Here is a 17737-nt window from a genome sequence, read left to right as displayed (position 1 = left end):
CGCTCGAACACCAAAGAAACGCCTGAAGACATCCAATAACTCTAAAAGGTATCGATATGCGTCTTTTGAAATCCGTGGTTCCGGTTGCACTGGCCGTCCTGTTCAGCTCAGTGGCACAGGCCCAGCCGCAAGTCAGCGTGTACAACTGGACCGACTACATCGGCGAGACCACCCTCGCCGACTTCCAGGCCAAGACCGGGATCAAGGTGATCTACGACGTATTCGATTCCAACGAAACCCTGGAAGGCAAGCTGCTCGCCGGTCGTACCGGCTATGACGTGGTGGTGCCGTCCAACCACTTCCTCGCCCGTCAGGTAAAAGCTGGCGCCTTCCTCAAACTTGACCGCTCGCAACTGCCGAACTTCAAGAACCTCGATCCGAAGCTGCTGGCGCTGCTTGAGAAGAACGACCCGGGCAACGAGCACTCGGTGCCGTACCTGTGGGGCACCAACGGCATCGGCTACAACGTCGACAAGGTCAAGCAGGTGCTGGGCGTCGATCACATCGACTCCTGGGCCGTGCTGTTCGAGCCGGAAAACATCAAGAAGCTGAGCGCCTGCGGCGTGTCGATGATGGACTCGGCCGATGAAGTGTTCCCGGCGGTGCTCAACTACATGGGCATGGACCCGCGCAGCGAAAACCCCGAGGACTTCAAGAAGGCCGAAGCCAAGCTGCTGGAAATCCGCCCGTACATCACCTACTTCCACTCCTCCAAGTACGTGTCTGACCTGGCCAACGGCGACATCTGTGTCGCGTTCGGTTATTCGGGCGACGTGTTCCAGGCCGCCAACCGCGCCAAGGAAGCCAAGAACGGCGTGAACATCGCCTACGCCATTCCCAAGGAAGGCAGCAACCTGTGGTTCGACCTGCTGGCCATCCCGGCTGACGCCAGCAACGCCAAGGAAGCCCACGCGTTCATCAACTACCTGATGGACCCGCAAGTGATCGCCAAGGTCAGCGCCTCGGTCGGTTACGCCAACCCGAACCCGCCGGCCAAGCAATACATGGCCGAGGAACTGGTCAGCAACCCTGAGGTGTACCCGTCCCAGGAAGTGCTCGACAAGCTCTATATTTCCACCACTCCACCACAGTCGATCATGCGCTTGATGACCCGTTCGTGGAGCAAAGTGAAGTCCAACAAATGAATCAGTACACCCCAGAACACGCTCGTTCCTATTACGCTGCCTCGGCCAAGGGCATGAGGCAGCGTGCGCCGCTGGCTTCGGACCTGAGCGCCGATGTCTGCGTGGTCGGCGCGGGTTTCACCGGCATCAACACCGCCATCGAGCTGGCCCAGCGTGGCCTCTCGGTGATCCTGCTGGAGTCCCGCCGGGTCGGCTGGGGCGCCAGCGGGCGCAACGGCGGGCAACTGATCCGCGGCATCGGTCACGACGTCAGCGGTTTTGCCAAGCATGTCGGCAACGAAGGCGTGCAGTACCTGGAGCGTGCCGGCATCGATTCGGTGCAGGTGGTGGCCAAGCGCATCCGTGAACATGGCATCGACTGCGACCTGCGCTGGGGCTTTTGCGAACTGGCCAACACCCCGGCGCAGTTTGCCGGGCTCAAGGCCGAGTACGCCGAGCTGAAAGCCTCCGGCTATGCCCACGAAACCCAACTGGTCGCGCCTGAGCAGATTCGCCAGCAAGTGGTGAATTCGGGCGTGTATGCCGGCGGCTTGCTGGACATGGGCTCGGGCCACCTGCATCCATTGAACCTGGCGATTGGCGAAGCGCAGCTCGCCGAATCCCTGGGCGTGCAGATCTTCGAACAGAGCCCGGTGCTGGAAGTGATCCACGGCAGCACCGTACAGGTACGTTGCGCCGGCGGCAGCGTGCGCGCCGGTACGCTGGTGCTGGCGTGCAATGCGCACCTGGAAGATCTGGAACCGAAGCTCAGCGGCAAGGTACTCCCGGCAGGCAGCTATATCATCGCCACCGAACCGCTGTCGGAAGAGGCTGCGAAACAGCTGATCCCGCAGAACGTTGCCCTGTGCGATCAGAAAGTCGGGCTCGATTATTACCGGCTCTCGGCGGACCGCCGGCTATTGTTCGGCGGTGCCTGCCACTATTCCGGTCGCGATCCGGCGGACATCGCCGCCTACATGCGCCCGCAGATGCTGAAAGTGTTTCCGCAACTGGCCAATGTGCGCATCGATTACCAGTGGGGCGGCATGATCGGTATTACTGCCAATCGCTTTCCGCAGGTCGGCCGCTTGGGTCAACACCCGAACGTGTATTACGCCCAGGGGTACTCGGGTCACGGTCTGAACGTCACCCACTGGTGCGCGAAACTGCTGGGCGAGGCGATCCACGCCGGCCATAGCAAGGGCTTCGACGTGTTCAGCGCCGTGCCGCACATGACCTTCCCCGGCGGCCGTGCCTTGCGTTCGCCACTGCTGGCATTGGGAATGTTGTGGTATCGGATGAAAGAAGTGCTGGGCTGATCGGTTCCACTGCAGTTTGCTCCCCCGCGTCTTCGTTGACGTCCATCGTCGGAACGCCGCCCGGAGCAAGCTCGCTCCTACAAACCCTGCTCGCGGCGACGACATATCCTGAAGCGCCCACAGGGTTTGGCCCGCTCACCCTTCTACATATCCCTTTGTTTCGACTTTCGATTTGCTCAATCGCGAGTCACTTCTATATTGAGGGAGTGCTCTGAACTTCCTGCCACCTGTTGAGCTTGACCCCATGGCATCTACTGATCAGCTGATCATCTGCGAGCACTGCGACAGCGTGTATGAAAAAGTGGTGCTCGCCAAACATCAGAAAACCCTGTGTGTCCGCTGTGGCGGCGTGCTTCAGCGCTATAACGGCCTGACCGTGGAGCAGCGCCTGGCGTTGACCTTCACCGCCCTGGTGCTGTGGATTTTTGCCAACTGCTATCCGGTCATGAGCATCAGCCTGAAAGGTTTGAAAAACAGCGCGACCCTGTGGGACTCGGTGTTGGCCCTGAGCCTTGGGCCAATCACCTTCATGGCCATGGTCGCGGCCATCGCCATGATCATCGCGCCGATTTTCCAATTGCTGCTATTGATCTGGGTACTGAGCTTCGCCCTCCGCCAGCAGCGCGCCCCCGGTTTCAAGTTCTGCATGCGCTGGCTGGAAACCCTGCGCCCCTGGAGCATGCTCGAAGTCTGCCTGCTCGGGGCCATGGTCGCGGTGATCAAGCTCGCCGGGCTGCTCGACGTGTTGCCCGGTATCGGCCTGTTCGCCCTCGCCGTGCTCAGCCTGATGATGATCCGCATCGCCGGGCGCGATATCCGTGATCTGTGGGACACCCTATGAGCACACCTCCGTACGCCGACGAACTCAACCTGTGCCTGTGCCACAGCTGCGGCCTGGCTTGCGACATGACCAACGAACCCCACGAATGCGAGCGTTGCGGCGCACCGCTGCATCGGCGCAAGACCAACTCCCTGACCCGCACCTGGGCCTACATGTTCACCGCCCTGGCGTTCTACATCCCGGCCAATCTGCTGCCGGTGATGAACACCAAGATGGTCGGCAACGGCGCCGACAGCACGATCATGAGCGGCGTGCTGGAGTTCTGGGAGGCCGGCGCCTGGGACATCGCCCTGATCATTTTCATCGCCAGTATCGCCGTGCCCGGCATCAAGTTCGTCGCCATCACCCTGCTGCTGGTGACCGTGCAACGGGACAGCGCATGGGCGCGCAAGGAGCGTTCGACGCTGTATCGCTTTGTCGAGGTCATCGGCTATTGGTCGATGCTCGATGTCATCGTGGTCGCCCTGGTGGCGTCGCTGGTGAAGTTCCAGGCCCTGGCGGATATCGAACCGCGGCCGGGCATTCTGTTCTTCGGTCTGGTGGTGGTTTTCACCATGCTGTCGGCGATGAGTTTCGATCCGCGGCTGATCTGGGACAAACAACGGGATCAGACGCACAGCAGTACGCCAGATGAAGCACCGCACAGCCCATTCAAAGAGGAGGACATGGATGAAGCCACAAGCCACTGACGGGCCACAAGGCCCGGGGCAGGCCCCGATCAAGACCCGCCGTTTCAGCGTGTCGCTGGTCTGGATCGTGCCGATCGTCGCCGTACTGGTGGGCATCTCCCTGGTCGTGCACAGCATCCTGCAGGAAGGCCCGACCATTGTCGTCACCTTCAAGACCGGCGATGGCCTGACGGCCAACAAAACCGAGGTCAAGTACCGTAACGTGGTGATCGGCCATGTCGCCGAAGTCGACCTCGCCGATGACCAGAAGAGCGTCAACGCCACCATCAAACTGGCCAAGCAGGCGGAAACCTTTACCCGCGAAGACTCGCAGTTCTGGGTGGTCCGGCCGCGCATCGGCGCCGGCGGCGTGTCGGGCATCGATACCTTGTTGTCCGGTGATTACATCGGTGCCGATATCGGTCAGGCCAACGCTCGTGGGAAAAACTTCAAGGGACTGGAGAACCCGCCGCCCATCACTTATGGCGAACCGGGCAAACGCTTCACCCTGCACACCCAGGACCTGGGGTCGCTGGATATCGGTTCGCCGGTGTACTACCGCAAAATCCCGGTCGGCCAGGTCGTGGCCTACGCGCTGGACCCTGACGGCAAAGGCGTGAACATCGAGCTGTTCATTCACGCGCCCAACGACCAGTTCGTCACCGAAAACACCCGGTTCTGGAATGCCAGCGGCATCGACATGAGCGTCGGCGCCAACGGTTTCGCCCTCAAGACCGAGTCCCTGTCATCGATGCTGGTGGGCGGCGTGGCCTTCCGCGCCCCCGACTACAACCCCAACGACAAACCCGCCGCCGAGGAATATGCCTACGAACTGTTCGAGGACCAGCAAAGCGCCCTCGCCCCACCCAATGGCAAACCGCAGTTCATGGCCTTGCGTTTCGACCAGGCCATGCGTGGCTTGAAAGTGGATGCGCCGGTGGAATTCCAGGGCATGGAAATCGGCAAGGTGGTGGCGATCAATCTCGATTACGACGATAAAACCCGCAGCTTTCCGATCAATGTCGGCATCGTGGTCTACCCGCAGCGTTTGGGAAGAGCTCATACCAAAATACTCGAGGCGTTCAAAAACGACCCCAATGACGAAGCCAGCGGCATACGCGTGATCGGCAGCTTCGTGGAGAATGGCCTGCGTGCTCAGGCCCGTACGGGCAACCTGCTGACCGGGCAGTTGTACATCTCGCTGGACTTCTACCCTAAGGCCCCGAAAGTGACTTTTGATGCCAACGCCCGCCCCATCATGATTCCGACCATACCGGGCAACCTCGAGCAACTGCAGGAAAAACTCGAAGCCATGGTCGACAAGATCAACAAGCTGCCGATCGAACGGATTGCCGGCAACCTGGACGGCAACCTCGTCGAGCTGCGTAAAGGCATGCAGCAATTCAACAGCAAGACCTTGCCGAGCGTGCAAACCACCCTGGCCGACGTCAGCAAGACCTTGCAATCGGCGGACGCCACCTTGCAGTCAGCCAGCGCGACCCTGGCCGATGACTCGCCGCAACGGGAGAAACTGGGGCAAACCCTGGATGAACTCGGACGTACGTCGAGATCCCTGCGCGACCTGGCGGACTACCTCGGTCGTCACCCTGAATCGCTGATTCGCGGCCGTCCGAAAAATGCCGCGCCGATGGACCTGCAAGCGCCTCCGCGCAACTGACCCAAGGAGCAACGCCCATGGCTTTTCCGCTGAAGATCACCCTGGTCACTGCGCTGTTGCTGCTGGCGGCGTGCCGCAGTGATCCGATTCAGTTCCACACCCTGACACCGGTGCAATCGGGCGATCACTCCCGGGCCATCACCGGCGGCATCAAGATCGAAGCCATTACCGTTCCGCCCCAGGTCGACCGCCCGCAGATTGTCATTCGTGAGGGCAACAGCGGCCTGGCGATCCTGGAAACCCAATGGTGGGGTGCCAACCTGGTGGATGAACTGCGCAACGCCCTGGAAATCCAGTTGGTCAACACGGGTACGCAAGGGCGGCAATCGGTGCGCATCGACATCCAGCGTTTTGATTCGGTACCTGGCCAGTACGCACTGATGGATGTGAAATGGCGCCTTCGTAGCGGCACACAGGCCGACAGCCCGAAGATCATTTGTCGCAGCACCTTGCAGACGCCTTCGGGCGCCAGCATCGATGATCTGGTGCTTGCCCAGCAGAACAACGTCAAGCGTCTGGCGGCCATGATCAGCCAGGCTGCGTCACGGCCCGGCGGTACTTGCCCGTCCGCCTCCTGACCCCCGATCCTGCTGCCCCTGACTCCACGGCAACCCGAGTGCCGTGGAGTTTTTTGTTCCCCCTTCGTTGCCCCGCTTACGTACTCAGCTCAAAAGATAACGGTTACCAATAACCAACTATCTCGCCGTCCAGCGACCACTGCATTTTTTTCACATTCATTTCACTGGTCCGCTACCTCCTCAGCGTTAGTTTGTTCGCCAATGACCCCACTGGAGTTGTTTCAGTGCGGGATTTTCACGCCATTTAAAACTTACTGTTCAACAGCGGTTTTATTCGCGCCTCAACAGGTGGACCAACTTGGGCAACTCCAAACTTCACAAACCGAAGTCCAGACTCTTCAAACTGCTGACAGCCACCGGTGCTGTTCTGGGGATTGCATTGGTCACGGGGTTTGTCCTGTGGCCAAAATCACCTGCGCTGCTGATTCACGAGAATGCCAAGAGCCGGGCAGAGTTGTTGAAAAGCTGGGAGGCCGGTGATGTTGCGGTGCTGATTCGCCACGCCGAGCGTTGCGACCGCTCCGACCATCAGTGTCTCGGTCCGGCCGATGGCATTACCCTGATCGGCAGTGAAGCATCGACCCACGTGGGTGAAGCCCTGTCCCACCTGGGGCTGGCAAAAGCCGACATCATGACCAGCCCGGTGACCCGTACCGCGCAGACGGCGCATTATATGTTCCACAACGACCCAATGGCGCAGGAGTGGCTGGCGTCTTGCGGCAGTACACTGCGCAATGACGTGGTGGCACACAAGGTCGCCCATCGCAACCTGGTGCTGGTAACGCACAGCGGCTGCATCGCCGACTTTGAAAAGCAGACTGGCTACAAGCACGCCGCCAAGGACGCCGAATACACAAGTTCGCTGTTCGTGCGTATTGAACCCAACGGACAACTGCAAGTACTGGGCATTGTAAACGCAGAAGACTGGAACACTTTGTTACCAATTAAACAGTGATGTAATCACCTGTTACGCAGGTTGCATCCATACTTTCTATCGCTGGTTCAGGGACGATTCAGCGAAGTAATGGATAACTTCCCCCTGCGCCATACATTCATCTGCGCCACCCCCCTAGCAAATTACAGCGCACACACCCTGACCCAGTAGCGTCTTCCACGCCAAGGACGAGTCATGACGTCAAATCAGCCACTCCCCCGTTCCACCGGTACCGTGTCTCGCCTGCATGCGGGACCGGCCTTTATCAATGAGCGCTGGATCGCCCTTGGCCTGATCCTGGCCTTCGTGGCGTTCTACCTGTTGCCGCTGATGACCCACGGTCTGTGGATTCCCGATGAAACCCGTTATGCGCAAATCAGCCAGGAAATGCTCCATGGCGGCAATTGGGTTGCACCGCACTTCATGGGTCTGCGTTATTTCGAAAAACCGATTGCCGGTTACTGGATGATCGCCATCGGCCAGGCCGTATTCGGCGATAACCTGTTCGGTGTGCGCATCGCATCAGCCCTGAGCACCGGATTGAGCGTGTGGCTGACCTACCTGATTGCCCGCCGCTTCTGGGGCGATCCGCGTAAAAGTTTCGCCTGCGCCCTGTTCTACATGAGCTTCGGCCTGATCGCCGGCCAGGCCGGTTACGCCAACCTCGATCCGCAGTTCACTTTCTGGGTCAACCTGAGCCTGGTGTCGTTGTGGTTCGCCATCGATAGCAAGACCACCCGTGGCCGGCTCGGTGCCTGGCTGCTGCTCGGCGTGGCCTGCGGCATGGGCTTCATGACCAAGGGTTTTCTCGCCTGGCTGTTGCCCGCGCTGATCGCCCTGCCCTACATGGTCTGGCAGCGTCGCCTCGGCCAATTGTTGCGCTACGGCCCGCTGGCGGTGTTGCTCGCGGCCGCAGTCTGCGTACCCTGGGCGCTTGCCATTCACCATCAGGAACCGGACTTCTGGAATTTCTTCTTCTGGAATGAACACGTCCGTCGCTTTGCCGCTGACAACGCCCAGCACGCCCGTCCATGGTGGTTCTACCTGCCGATGATGGTGGTCTCTGCCTTGCCGTGGGCGGCGTTGCTGCCGGAGACCTTCATTCAGGCCTGGAAAAACAAGCGTCAGCCTGTCAGCGCGTTCCTCCTGCTCTGGCTGTTGTTGCCGTTGGCCGTGTTCAGCATGAGCAGCGGCAAGCTGCCGACCTACATCATGCCGTGCCTGATGCCCCTGGCGTTGCTGATGGGCCATGCGGTGTGCGGTTTGCTGACTCAGCAACGCGGCCGGGCCATACGCATCAATGGCTGGATCAACGTGGTCATCGCCACTGCTGCACTGATTGCCTTGCTATACCTGCAATTGAGCAAAGAGGTGTACGAAAACACCGAGATGTTCAGCCTGTCCCTGGCGTTCATCGTCCTGCTCGGCTGGATCATCGCCAACGCCTTGCAGCTGCTGCGTCCGCTGGAGTTGTGGGCAGCGCCGGCCCTCGGCATCTGGCTGCTGGTGGCACTGCTGCCGGCGGCTATGCCGAGCCAGATCGTCGACAGCAAGATGCCTGACCGTTTCATCTCCGAGCACCTGGACAGCTTGAAGCAGACGTCATCCTTGCTCAGCAACGACCTGGGCGCGGCATCGGCGCTGTCCTGGCTGACCAACCGCCCGCAGGTGGATCTGTACAACGTGGTCGGGGAGCTGAAGTACGGACTCAGTGCACCGGAAGCAGCCCCGCGGCTGGTGACCGTGAAGAACGTCGGGGAATGGATGACCGAGGCGCGTAAAAAAGGCTCGGTGGGCGTGGCGCTGCGGGTCAACAGCGTTGCTGAAGCCGAGGAAGTCGAAGCGTTGCCGGTCGACGGCAAGCATTATCAGCGCGGCAACCTGCACGTCTTCATATTCCCGCAAACACAGCCCTGATTCATCGCCACACAAAAAAACCGGGAGACCTGAAGTGTCTCCCGGTTTTTTCGTTTGTGGAGAATGAAGTCATCGAGCCATCGCCATCCTGCCTCATTAACCGGTACCCTTCGCGCCAGCCAGTTACGGTTCAACCATCGAGAGTCGCCCATGCCCCTTACAGGTACGTTTCAGGGATCGAGCGTAAGAATCCTGGTTTATCTGCTGTTCGCGATTCAGCTGGTGTCCATGGGTGCGATGGAAATGAGTGGCCCGTTCTGGCCGTTGTATTTGCGCGAGCTGACCACTTCAGAGTCGTTGTTCAGCTTCGCCAGTGTCGCCGTGTACATCGGCCCCATGCTCGGAATCATGCTCACCAGCGCGTTCTGGGGCCGCATCGGTGATCGCTACGGGCACAAGCTGATGATGATCCGCGCCCTCGTCGGCCTGTCGTTGACGCAGTTGGGCCTGGCGCTGTGCAGCGACATCTGGGTGATCCTGCTGTTGCGTTTCCTGCAAGGCGCCTGCGCCGGCTACATCGCCCCGGCCCAGGCTTACGGGGTCAGCATCGAAGCGCCGGCACGACGGGCGCGGCTGTTTGCCATCCTGCAGATTTCAACCAATGTCGGTTCGTTGCTCGGCGCAGTGGTGGGCGGGTTGATCCTCGACCATGCGACGTTCTTCTGGATCAACATCGTCGCGTCGGCGCTCTGTGCCCTGTGCACGGTCATTGCGGCAATCACCCTGCCCAATGTTCCGCCCGCACCCCGGACGCCTACGGCCAAAGACGCCACGGCAACCCGGCGCTATGACAGTCTGTGGCGTAACCCGGCATTGTTGTCATTGCTGGGTGTGATGGGGATTCTGCTGCTGGCACGCATGCTCCCGCAGACCTCGTTTTCGTTGTACGTCAGCTCGGTGTTCGAGGTCAGCCACTCCCTGGTCGGTCTGTGCTACGGGTTGCTGGCCCTGGGCTTTATCGTCTCGGCCACGCACTGGGCGCGTTATTTTGAAGGACGCACCCGCCAGCAGACGCTGCACCGGATCACCTGCATCGTCATCGGCTGCGCGGGCCTCAGCGCGATCGCCGCCCTTACCCGTGAACCGCTGGTGTTCGTCAGCGCCTATTTTTTCTGGGGCGTACTGTTGGGCGCAACGACGCCTGTGCTGATGGCGCTGATCTCGAAAACCGCCGACAGCACGCAGCAGGGTCATGTCATGGGCATCGCCCAAAGCGCGGTGCAGATGGCCTCTATCGCCGGCATCTGCGCGGGCGGCCTTTTCAGCCAGGTCTACGGCTTGCAATCCATTTACCTGTTCGTTTGCGCGGCTTATCTGTTGGCGTTGATTGCGCTCGTTGCCTTGCGTTATCGCAGTGAAGTGATGGCTTGAGCAGGATCGCCCTTGCGTGAACAGCGGGCAGTCAATTAGGATTGGGAATACTTCTCAATTGCACAATCGCCGCCATGAACGACGCCCTGCCCGCCGCTGATGCCCCTCACCTGCACGCCATCGAAGCGCTTTACAGCGGGCATCACAGCTGGCTGTATGCCACGTTGCGCAAGAAGCTGGGCAACGCCATGGATGCGGCAGACCTGACCCAGGACACCTTCACCCGCATCCTCGCCTCGCGGATTTCGGTGATCGACCAACCCCGGGCTTATCTCAGTTGTGTGGCCAAGGGCATTCTCGTCAACTGGTATCAGCGCAAGGCGCTGGAACGCGCCTACCTGGACGCGCTGGCGGTGCTCCCCGCCCCCGAAGCCCCTTCGCCGGAAACCCGCTACCTGATACTGGAAACCCTGCATGAAATCGACGCGATGCTCGATGCCTTGCCGCCACTGGTCAAGCGAGCGTTCTTGCTGTCGCAGATCGGCGGGCTGAAATACGACGACATCGCCGGACAACTTGGCGTGTCGCTGATCACGGTCAAGCGCTACATGAAGCAAGCCTTCGTGCAGTGCCTGATGCTGGTGGAATGAATGTCGACCTTTCGTGGTGAACGCCAGCTCGACCCGCAAGCCCTTGAAGAGGCCGCCGAATGGCTGATCCGCATGAGTGAGGGCGAACTGGCCGACGGCGAACGCAGCGAATGGGAGCGCTGGCAGGTCAGCACGCCAGAACGTCATCGCGCCTGGGCCCGTGCCCAATTGCTGCAAAGCAAGCTCGGCGGCCTGCCACCGACGCTGGCGATGTCGGCACTGGATCGGCCACGCAGCCCTGAGCGTCGGGCAGCCCTGGGCAAACTGGCCGTGCTGCTGGCGGTGGTGCCGGCCGGCTGGGGCAGCTGGAAGTTGATCGAGGCGCAGCAGTGGTCCGCCGATTATCGAACGGCAGTCGGGCAGCGCCGCGAGCTGAACCTCGCCGATGGCTCTCAGGTGACTCTCAATACGGCCACCGCCATCGATGTGCTGTTTGATGCCAACCAGCGACTGATCCACTTGCGCGAAGGCGAAATCCTCGTACAAACGGCAGCGGACAATACTCCACAATCTCGCCCGTTTCTGGTCAGTACCCGTCAGGGCCTGATGCAGGCCCTCGGCACGCGCTTTACCGTTCGCGAACTGGACGAGCGCACTCACCTTGCCGTACTGGAGGGCGCCGTGCGGATCGAACTGGCAGACCGCAAAGACGTCGCGCCGCTGATCATCAACGCCGGGCAGCAAACCGACTTTTCCTCGCGCCATTTTGGCCGGGCGATCCCCGCCGACGCCTCCGTCAGCGCCTGGAGCCAGGGCATGCTGATGGCCGACAACCTGCGCCTGGCGGACTTCGTTGAAGAACTGGCGCGCTATCGCAGCGGTTTCCTGCGTTGTCATCCCGCGGTGGCCGATTTGCGCATTTCCGGCGCCTTCCCGATCAATGACACGCAACGCACCCTGAACATGCTGGTGCAGACCTACCCGGTGGTCGCCACCGGTCGTTTGAGCGGTTATTGGGTCACGCTGTATCCCGCCTGATCCCCCGCGCAAAAAAATATTGCTGCGCGGGTGATACTTTTTCCGATCTCGACTGGCAAGGAAGGAAGCACTTCTCAACCTCGTCGAAAGGGTCATCACTCCATGCTCGTTGCACGACCTCTGCGTTCGGATCGCTCGCTCAAACTGGCGATCCGCAGCGCACTGCTAAGCCTTGCCCTGACTGCCGCCACCAGCCCCGTCGCGCTGGCCGCCGTTCCCGCCCAGCTGGATGCCACGGCGACCCGCAGCTACAACATCGCCCCCGGCCCACTGGGCACCATCCTCTCGAAGTTCGCCGTGGAGGCCGGAATTGCCCTGTCCTTCCAGCCGTCGCTGACCGATGGCCTGACCAGTGCCGGCCTGTCCGGCAGCTACACAACCCAGGAGGCAGCGAGCAAGTTGCTGGCCGGCAGCGGCCTGGACATGGTTGCCCGCGGCGATGGCAGCTACACCCTGGCCGCGCAGGCGACGGATGGCTCCGGCGGTCTGGTGCTCGGCGAAACCACCATCAGCGCAACCGATGGCCGCAACAGCGCCTTGCCGGCGGTCTATCCCGGTGGCCAGGTCGCCCGTGGCGGCCGGCTGGGGCTGTTGGGCAACACCAATGTGATGGACGCACCGTTCAGCGTCAGTAACTACACCTCGACCCTGATCAAGGATCAGCAGGCGGTCACCGTGGCCGACGTGCTGGAGCGCGATTCCTCGGTGCGTTCGACCGGCCAGACCGGGGGCGTGGTCGACTCGTTTTTCATTCGCGGCTTTCCTGTCGGTGAAGGTAACCTTGGCGAGCTGGCATTCGACGGCGTGTACGGCGTGGCGCCCAACTATCGGGTGTTCACCGAATACGCCGAGCGGATCGAAGTGATCAAGGGCCCCGGCGCCCTGCTCTACGGCATGTCGCCCAACAGTGGTGTTGGCGGTGTGATCAACGTTGTGCCCAAGCGCTCGCTGGACGAGGACCTGACCCGCTTCACCGCCAGCTATGCCATGAACGCCCAGTTCGGCGGCCATGTCGATCTGAGTCGGCGTTTCGGTGAAAACCGCGAGTTCGGCGTGCGCATCAACGGCAGCACCCAGGGTGGCGATACCGCCATCGACGAGCAGTCCCGGGACGTCAACATCGGTTCCATCTCTTTCGATTACCAAGGGGAACGCTTGCGCACCTCCCTGGACCTGATCAGTCAGAAGGAAGAGTTCGATGCACCGTCGCGTCCGTTCCTGATCGCCTCGGGCGTGGACATCCCGTCCGCCGCCAACGGTCGCACCAACGTCACCCAGGAATGGGGCTGGGCCGAAACCCGCGACAAGTCGGCGCTGCTCAGCGGTGAATATGATGTGAACGACGCCTTGACCGTGTTCGCCCACGCCGGCGGCGGCAAGTCCGATGTGTCGCGCATGTCCGACCAGACACCGACCATCCTCAACAGCGCGGGCGATACCTCCTCGGTTCCCGGCTATTACAAGTTCGAAGTCGAGCGTTACACGGTCGACGCCGGTGCCCGCCTGCGCTTTGACACCGGTCCGGTCAGCCACACGACCTCGCTGCAGGTCACCCGCTATCGCGACGAACTGTCCCGGGCGATCATCAACGGCGCGCCGATCCTGTCGAACATCTACCACCCGATCGATCGCCCCAAGCCGAACATTGCCACGCCTGATCCGCTGAAGGTTTCGGAAACCGAACTGTCTGGCGTCGCCCTGGCCGATACCCTGTCGGTGCTGGATGAGCGGGTGCAGGTCACAGTCGGTGTGCGCAAGCAGAACATCCAGTCCGACAACTACAACACCGCCGGTTACGTCACCACCTCCTACGACGAAAGCGAAACCACGCCGATGTTCGGCGTGGTGGTCAAACCCTGGGACCATGTGTCGCTGTACTACAACTACATCGAAGGCCTGAGCAAAGGCGACATCGCTCCGGCCACGGCGTCGAACTCCGGCGAGATCTTCGCGCCCTACATCTCCCGGCAGCAGGAAGTCGGGGTCAAGGTCGACTACGGCACTTTCACTTCTACCCTGAGCCTGTTCCAGATCAAGAAACCCAGCGGCGAGCTGGCCAACGGTGTGTTCTCGGTGCAAGGCGAGCAACGCAACCGTGGTGTCGAGCTGAACGTGTTTGGCGAAGTGGCCGAAGGCACCCGCCTGCTCGGCGGCGTGACCCTGCTCGATGCCGACCTGACCGACACCAGCGTGGCGGCCAATCGCGGCAACAAACCGGTGGGTGTGCCTGAAGTTCAGGCCAATCTCTGGGCGGAGTGGGACCTGCCCTGGTACTTGGGCCTGACCCTGACCAGCGGCGCGATCTACACCGGCCGCCAGTACGTCAACCAGGCCAACACCCAGGAGCTCGACCCCTGGACCCGCTTCGACGTCGGTGCCCGTTATGCCACGCGCATCGCCGAGCGCCCGACCACGTTCCGCGCCACCGTGCAGAACGTGTTCGACCGCGAGTACTGGTCCGGCGTCGCCTCCTACGGGGCGTTCTCCCAAGGCTCACCGCGCACCCTGCAACTGTCGGCCACGGTCGACTTCTGAAAGCCTGGTTGCGGACAACGGTCGCTGCCGTTGTCCGCGCTGACAGCATGAAAAGGTTTCACCCATGAAAGCTGCTTATCAAAGCCGTCCTGCCTTCGCAGCGCTGTTGACCGTACTGCTGACGGTGCTGCTGGCCATGACAGGCCTGTTCCTGATATCACGCCCCGCGAGTGCCAGTGCTCAGTCCCCGCAAGCGGTCACCGTCACCGACCTGTTGGGGCGTCAAGTGAAGGTCAACATCCCCGTCAGGCGGGTCATACTGGGAGAGGGCCGGCAGTTGTATCTGGTCGCCGCACTGGATACGCAGAACCCGATCCAGCGCATCGTCGGCTGGCGCAAAGACCTGATCCAGTCGGACCCGGACACCTACGGCGCGTACCTGCGCCAGTTTCCGGCCATTGCGCAGATCCCGACCTTCGGCGGCTTTGAAGACGGCACCTTCGACATCGAGCAGGCCATCTCCCAGCAACCCGACGTGATCATTCTCAATATCGAAGCCCAGCACGCCACCGAAGACGCACGCTATATCGAGAAGCTGGACGCGCTGGGCATCCCGGTGGTCTACGTCGACTTTCGCAACAACCCGATGCAGAACACCGAGCCGACCATGCGTCTGTTCGGGCAGTTATTCCGCAAGGAAGATCGCGCCGAAGCCTTCATCGCCTACCGCAACCAGCAAATTCGCCGCGTCACCGACGTGATCGCCGCGCACCAGCCGCCACGGCCGAAGGTGTTCATCGAGCGCATTGGCGGCTACACCGACGATTGCTGCCTGAGTTTCGGTGACGAGAATTTCGGTCGTTTCGTCGAGTTGGCCGGTGGCGACAACATTGCCAAGGGCATCATCCCCAACACCTTTGGCCAGTTGAATGCCGAACAGGTGGTGGTCGCCAATCCTGATCAAGTGGTGATCACCAGCGCCAACTGGCAGGCGTTTGCGCCGGGCGGGCATTGGGTCGGTGTCGGTCCCGGCGCCGACCTGAACGAGGCTCGGCGCAAACTGGCCTGGTACACCGCGCGTCCCGCGTATACCGGCATCAAGGCCCAGGACAGCCAAGCCTTTCACGGGATCTGGCATCAGTTCTACAACAGCCCGTATCAGTTTTTTGCCATCCAGCAATTCGCCAAATGGTTTCATCCGCAATTGTTTGCCGATCTGGATCCGGATGCCTCGTTTCGCGAGTTTCATGAGCGCTTCCTGCCCGTCCCTTACCAACCCGGCTACTCGGTCAGCCTGAAGCAGGTGGCGCCATGAGTTCCCTGGGCGATGTTCAAGTATTGCAGCGCGACACCTATCGCCATCTGGTGCTGCGTAAACGCCTTATCCTCGCAGCGCTCGGCGTCCTGCTGGTGTGCAGCGTACTGCTGGACCTGGCCTTGGGGCCGGCCAGCTACAGCCTGAGTGAAGTGCTGGGTGCGTTGTTTAGCCCCGACAGCGCACCGCCCCAAGTCCGCGTGGTAATGTGGGACATCCGCCTGCCGGTGGCCTTGATGGCCGTGGCAGTTGGCGCGGCCTTGTCGCTGGCCGGCGCACAGATGCAGACCATCCTCAACAACCCGCTCGCCAGCCCGTTCACCCTGGGCATTTCCGCCGCGGCCAGTTTCGGCGCGGCCATGGGTCTGGCCTTTGGCGTGGCGATGTTCCCGTTGGCGGCGCAATACATGGTGCCGGCCAATGCCTTTGTCATGGCGATGCTGTCGGCGCTGTTGATTCACTTCCTCAGCATGCGCCGTGGCGTGACCTCGGAAACCATCGTGCTGCTGGGCATTGCCCTGGTGTTCACCTTCAACGCGCTGTTGGCGCTGGTGCAGTTTTTCGCCACCGAGCAAGCCGTCGCCGCCGTGGTGTTCTGGACCATGGGCAGCCTGACCAAAGCCACCTGGCCAAAACTCGGGATCATCTGTGGGGTGATCCTCATCACCCTGCCGATCTTCGCCCGACGCGCCTGGGCCCTGACCGCCTTGCGCCTGGGCGACGACAAAGCGGCGAGCTTCGGCATCAACGTGCGCAGCCTGCGTTTTCAGACGCTGATCATGGTCAGCCTGCTGGCCTCGTTCCCGGTGGCCTTTGTCGGCACCATCGGCTTTATCGGGCTGGTCGGCCCGCACATTGCCCGTATGCTCATCGGTGAAGACCAACGCTTCTTCCTGCCGGCTTCGCTCCTGACCGGCGCCTTGATCCTGTCGGGCAGTTCGGTGGTCAGCAAAACCCTGATACCCGGGGCGATCTTCCCCATAGGCGTGGTCACTTCATTGATCGGCGTGCCGTTCTTTATATCCCTGATCCTCGGCGGAAAGAAAAACTCATGGTGAAGATTCAGCTGGAAAACCTTGGCGCCCGCTACGGACAGCGCGACGTCCTTTCTGCCGTCACCACCGCCACCTTCAGCGGCGGCCAGGTGGTGGCGGTGGTCGGGCCGAACGCGGCAGGCAAGTCGACGCTGTTCAAACGCATGGCCGGGCTGATCGAAGGCCCTGGTCGGGTCAACCTGCAAGGTTCGGAAAAAGGTCTGAAGGGTATCTGCTACATGCCCCAGGGCCTGAATGCCAGTGCGCGCCTGACGGTCTATGAGTCGGTATTGCTGGCGCGCAAACAACTGACGCCCGGCTGGGCCGTGCACGAAGACGAGCTCAAAATGGTGGACCAGATCCTCGGCGCGCTGGGAATCAGCGGTCTATCCTTTCGCAACCTCGGTGAACTCAGTGGCGGCCAGCAGCAACTGGTGTCGATCGCCCAGACACTGGTACGCGAGCCGGAAGTCCTGTTGATGGACGAACCGACCAGCGCACTGGACATGAACCGCCAGGTCCAGGTGCTCGGTTTCATGGGTAAACTGGCGCGGGAACGCAGGGTCATCGTGTTCATCGCCCTCCACGACCTCAACCAGGCGCTGCGTTTTGCCGATCAGGTGCTGGTCATCGCCAACGGCACGACCCAGGGCAGCGGTCCCTGCGACGAAGTGATCAATGTGCCCATGCTGCGGGATGTCTACGGGGTCCAGGCGCGCATCGAAAAATGCAGTCGCGGCATGCGCCATGTGCTGATCGACAACGTCGTTTGATCCGCGTCAGGTTCCTATTGGACGCAAGGCTGCTAATCTGAATGGCAATGACATGTATTAACGGTTTTTTTGACGTTATTTTCTCATTTGGCCTTCTACATTCGCTGCACTTTAAAACATGCAAATGATTCGCATTGGTTCA

General features: G+C 61.2%; 15 protein-coding genes. All 15 read left to right on the top strand.

Annotation, left to right across the window (positions count from 1 at the left end; all coding sequences use genetic code 11):
- The first annotated feature begins 56 nt into the window (after positions 1-56).
- Positions 57-1145: a polyamine ABC transporter substrate-binding protein gene (locus EIY72_RS12495; protein ID WP_093221374.1), complete on the top strand. Its 1089-nt coding sequence runs from the start codon at positions 57-59 to the stop codon at positions 1143-1145.
- On the top strand, positions 1142-2443 hold the full coding sequence (locus tag EIY72_RS12490; protein ID WP_093221377.1) for an NAD(P)/FAD-dependent oxidoreductase: 1302 nt from the start codon (positions 1142-1144) through the stop codon (positions 2441-2443). Before EIY72_RS12495 ends, EIY72_RS12490 begins: the two co-directional genes overlap by 4 nt.
- A gap of 244 nt (positions 2444-2687) precedes the next feature.
- Positions 2688-3284, top strand: a complete 597-nt coding sequence (locus EIY72_RS12485) for a paraquat-inducible protein A (protein ID WP_093221382.1) — start codon at positions 2688-2690, stop codon at positions 3282-3284.
- Positions 3281-3973, top strand: a complete 693-nt coding sequence (locus EIY72_RS12480) for a paraquat-inducible protein A (protein ID WP_093221385.1) — start codon at positions 3281-3283, stop codon at positions 3971-3973. Before EIY72_RS12485 ends, EIY72_RS12480 begins: the two co-directional genes overlap by 4 nt.
- Positions 3954-5630 (top strand): PqiB family protein, encoded by a 1677-nt coding sequence (locus tag EIY72_RS12475; RefSeq protein WP_093221390.1) that lies wholly within the window; start codon positions 3954-3956, stop codon positions 5628-5630. Before EIY72_RS12480 ends, EIY72_RS12475 begins: the two co-directional genes overlap by 20 nt.
- 17 nt (positions 5631-5647) lie before the next feature.
- Entirely contained in the window at positions 5648-6208 is a 561-nt protein-coding gene (locus EIY72_RS12470; RefSeq protein WP_093221393.1) for a PqiC family protein, read from the top strand.
- A gap of 298 nt (positions 6209-6506) precedes the next feature.
- Positions 6507-7163: a lipopolysaccharide core heptose(II)-phosphate phosphatase PmrG gene (gene pmrG / locus EIY72_RS12465; RefSeq protein WP_093221398.1), complete on the top strand. Its 657-nt coding sequence runs from the start codon at positions 6507-6509 to the stop codon at positions 7161-7163.
- Between the two features lie 174 nt (positions 7164-7337).
- Positions 7338-9059: a lipid IV(A) 4-amino-4-deoxy-L-arabinosyltransferase gene (arnT, locus tag EIY72_RS12460; protein ID WP_093221404.1), complete on the top strand. Its 1722-nt coding sequence runs from the start codon at positions 7338-7340 to the stop codon at positions 9057-9059.
- A gap of 150 nt (positions 9060-9209) precedes the next feature.
- Positions 9210-10430 (top strand): MFS transporter, encoded by a 1221-nt coding sequence (locus EIY72_RS12455; RefSeq protein ID WP_093221413.1) that lies wholly within the window; start codon positions 9210-9212, stop codon positions 10428-10430.
- Positions 10431-10504: 74 nt separating this feature from the next.
- Positions 10505-11020 (top strand): sigma-70 family RNA polymerase sigma factor, encoded by a 516-nt coding sequence (locus EIY72_RS12450; protein ID WP_093221417.1) that lies wholly within the window; start codon positions 10505-10507, stop codon positions 11018-11020.
- The gene (locus EIY72_RS12445; RefSeq protein ID WP_093221422.1) at positions 11021-11998 is read left to right on the top strand and encodes a FecR domain-containing protein; all 978 of its coding nucleotides are present in this window, start codon (positions 11021-11023) and stop codon (positions 11996-11998) included.
- Between the two features lie 102 nt (positions 11999-12100).
- Positions 12101-14533 (top strand): TonB-dependent receptor, encoded by a 2433-nt coding sequence (locus tag EIY72_RS12440; protein WP_093221427.1) that lies wholly within the window; start codon positions 12101-12103, stop codon positions 14531-14533.
- A gap of 136 nt (positions 14534-14669) precedes the next feature.
- Positions 14670-15788 (top strand): ABC transporter substrate-binding protein, encoded by a 1119-nt coding sequence (locus EIY72_RS12435; RefSeq protein WP_371315398.1) that lies wholly within the window; start codon positions 14670-14672, stop codon positions 15786-15788.
- A complete protein-coding gene (locus EIY72_RS12430; RefSeq protein ID WP_093221437.1) occupies positions 15785-16846 on the top strand; it encodes a FecCD family ABC transporter permease in 1062 nt (353 codons plus the stop codon). The genes EIY72_RS12435 and EIY72_RS12430 overlap by 4 nt, the downstream gene beginning before the upstream one ends.
- The gene (locus EIY72_RS12425) at positions 16840-17595 is read left to right on the top strand and encodes an ABC transporter ATP-binding protein (RefSeq protein WP_093221444.1); all 756 of its coding nucleotides are present in this window, start codon (positions 16840-16842) and stop codon (positions 17593-17595) included. The genes EIY72_RS12430 and EIY72_RS12425 overlap by 7 nt, the downstream gene beginning before the upstream one ends.
- Positions 17596-17737: the final 142 nt, after the last annotated feature.

Origin of the sequence: Pseudomonas vancouverensis (assembly GCF_004348895.1) — a bacterium.
In the GTDB taxonomy this organism is placed as follows: Bacteria; Pseudomonadota; Gammaproteobacteria; order Pseudomonadales; family Pseudomonadaceae; genus Aquipseudomonas; species Aquipseudomonas vancouverensis.
This window is presented reverse-complemented; position numbering and strand designations above follow the sequence as displayed.

Excerpts from the sequence above, each read along its gene's own strand:
- EIY72_RS12495 (WP_093221374.1), top strand. The coding sequence starts at position 57 with ATGCGTCTTTTGAAATCCGTGGTTCCGGTTGCACTGGCCGTCCTGTTC.
- EIY72_RS12490 (WP_093221377.1), top strand. The coding sequence starts at position 1,142 with ATGAATCAGTACACCCCAGAACACGCTCGTTCCTATTACGCTGCCTCG.
- EIY72_RS12485 (WP_093221382.1), top strand. The coding sequence starts at position 2,688 with ATGGCATCTACTGATCAGCTGATCATCTGCGAGCACTGCGACAGCGTG.
- EIY72_RS12480 (WP_093221385.1), top strand. The coding sequence starts at position 3,281 with ATGAGCACACCTCCGTACGCCGACGAACTCAACCTGTGCCTGTGCCAC.
- EIY72_RS12475 (WP_093221390.1), top strand. The coding sequence starts at position 3,954 with ATGAAGCCACAAGCCACTGACGGGCCACAAGGCCCGGGGCAGGCCCCG.
- EIY72_RS12470 (WP_093221393.1), top strand. The coding sequence starts at position 5,648 with ATGGCTTTTCCGCTGAAGATCACCCTGGTCACTGCGCTGTTGCTGCTG.
- arnT (WP_093221404.1), top strand. The coding sequence starts at position 7,338 with ATGACGTCAAATCAGCCACTCCCCCGTTCCACCGGTACCGTGTCTCGC.
- EIY72_RS12455 (WP_093221413.1), top strand. The coding sequence starts at position 9,210 with ATGCCCCTTACAGGTACGTTTCAGGGATCGAGCGTAAGAATCCTGGTT.
- EIY72_RS12450 (WP_093221417.1), top strand. The coding sequence starts at position 10,505 with ATGAACGACGCCCTGCCCGCCGCTGATGCCCCTCACCTGCACGCCATC.
- EIY72_RS12445 (WP_093221422.1), top strand. The coding sequence starts at position 11,021 with ATGTCGACCTTTCGTGGTGAACGCCAGCTCGACCCGCAAGCCCTTGAA.
- EIY72_RS12440 (WP_093221427.1), top strand. The coding sequence starts at position 12,101 with ATGCTCGTTGCACGACCTCTGCGTTCGGATCGCTCGCTCAAACTGGCG.
- EIY72_RS12435 (WP_371315398.1), top strand. The coding sequence starts at position 14,670 with ATGACAGGCCTGTTCCTGATATCACGCCCCGCGAGTGCCAGTGCTCAG.
- EIY72_RS12430 (WP_093221437.1), top strand. The coding sequence starts at position 15,785 with ATGAGTTCCCTGGGCGATGTTCAAGTATTGCAGCGCGACACCTATCGC.
- EIY72_RS12425 (WP_093221444.1), top strand. The coding sequence starts at position 16,840 with ATGGTGAAGATTCAGCTGGAAAACCTTGGCGCCCGCTACGGACAGCGC.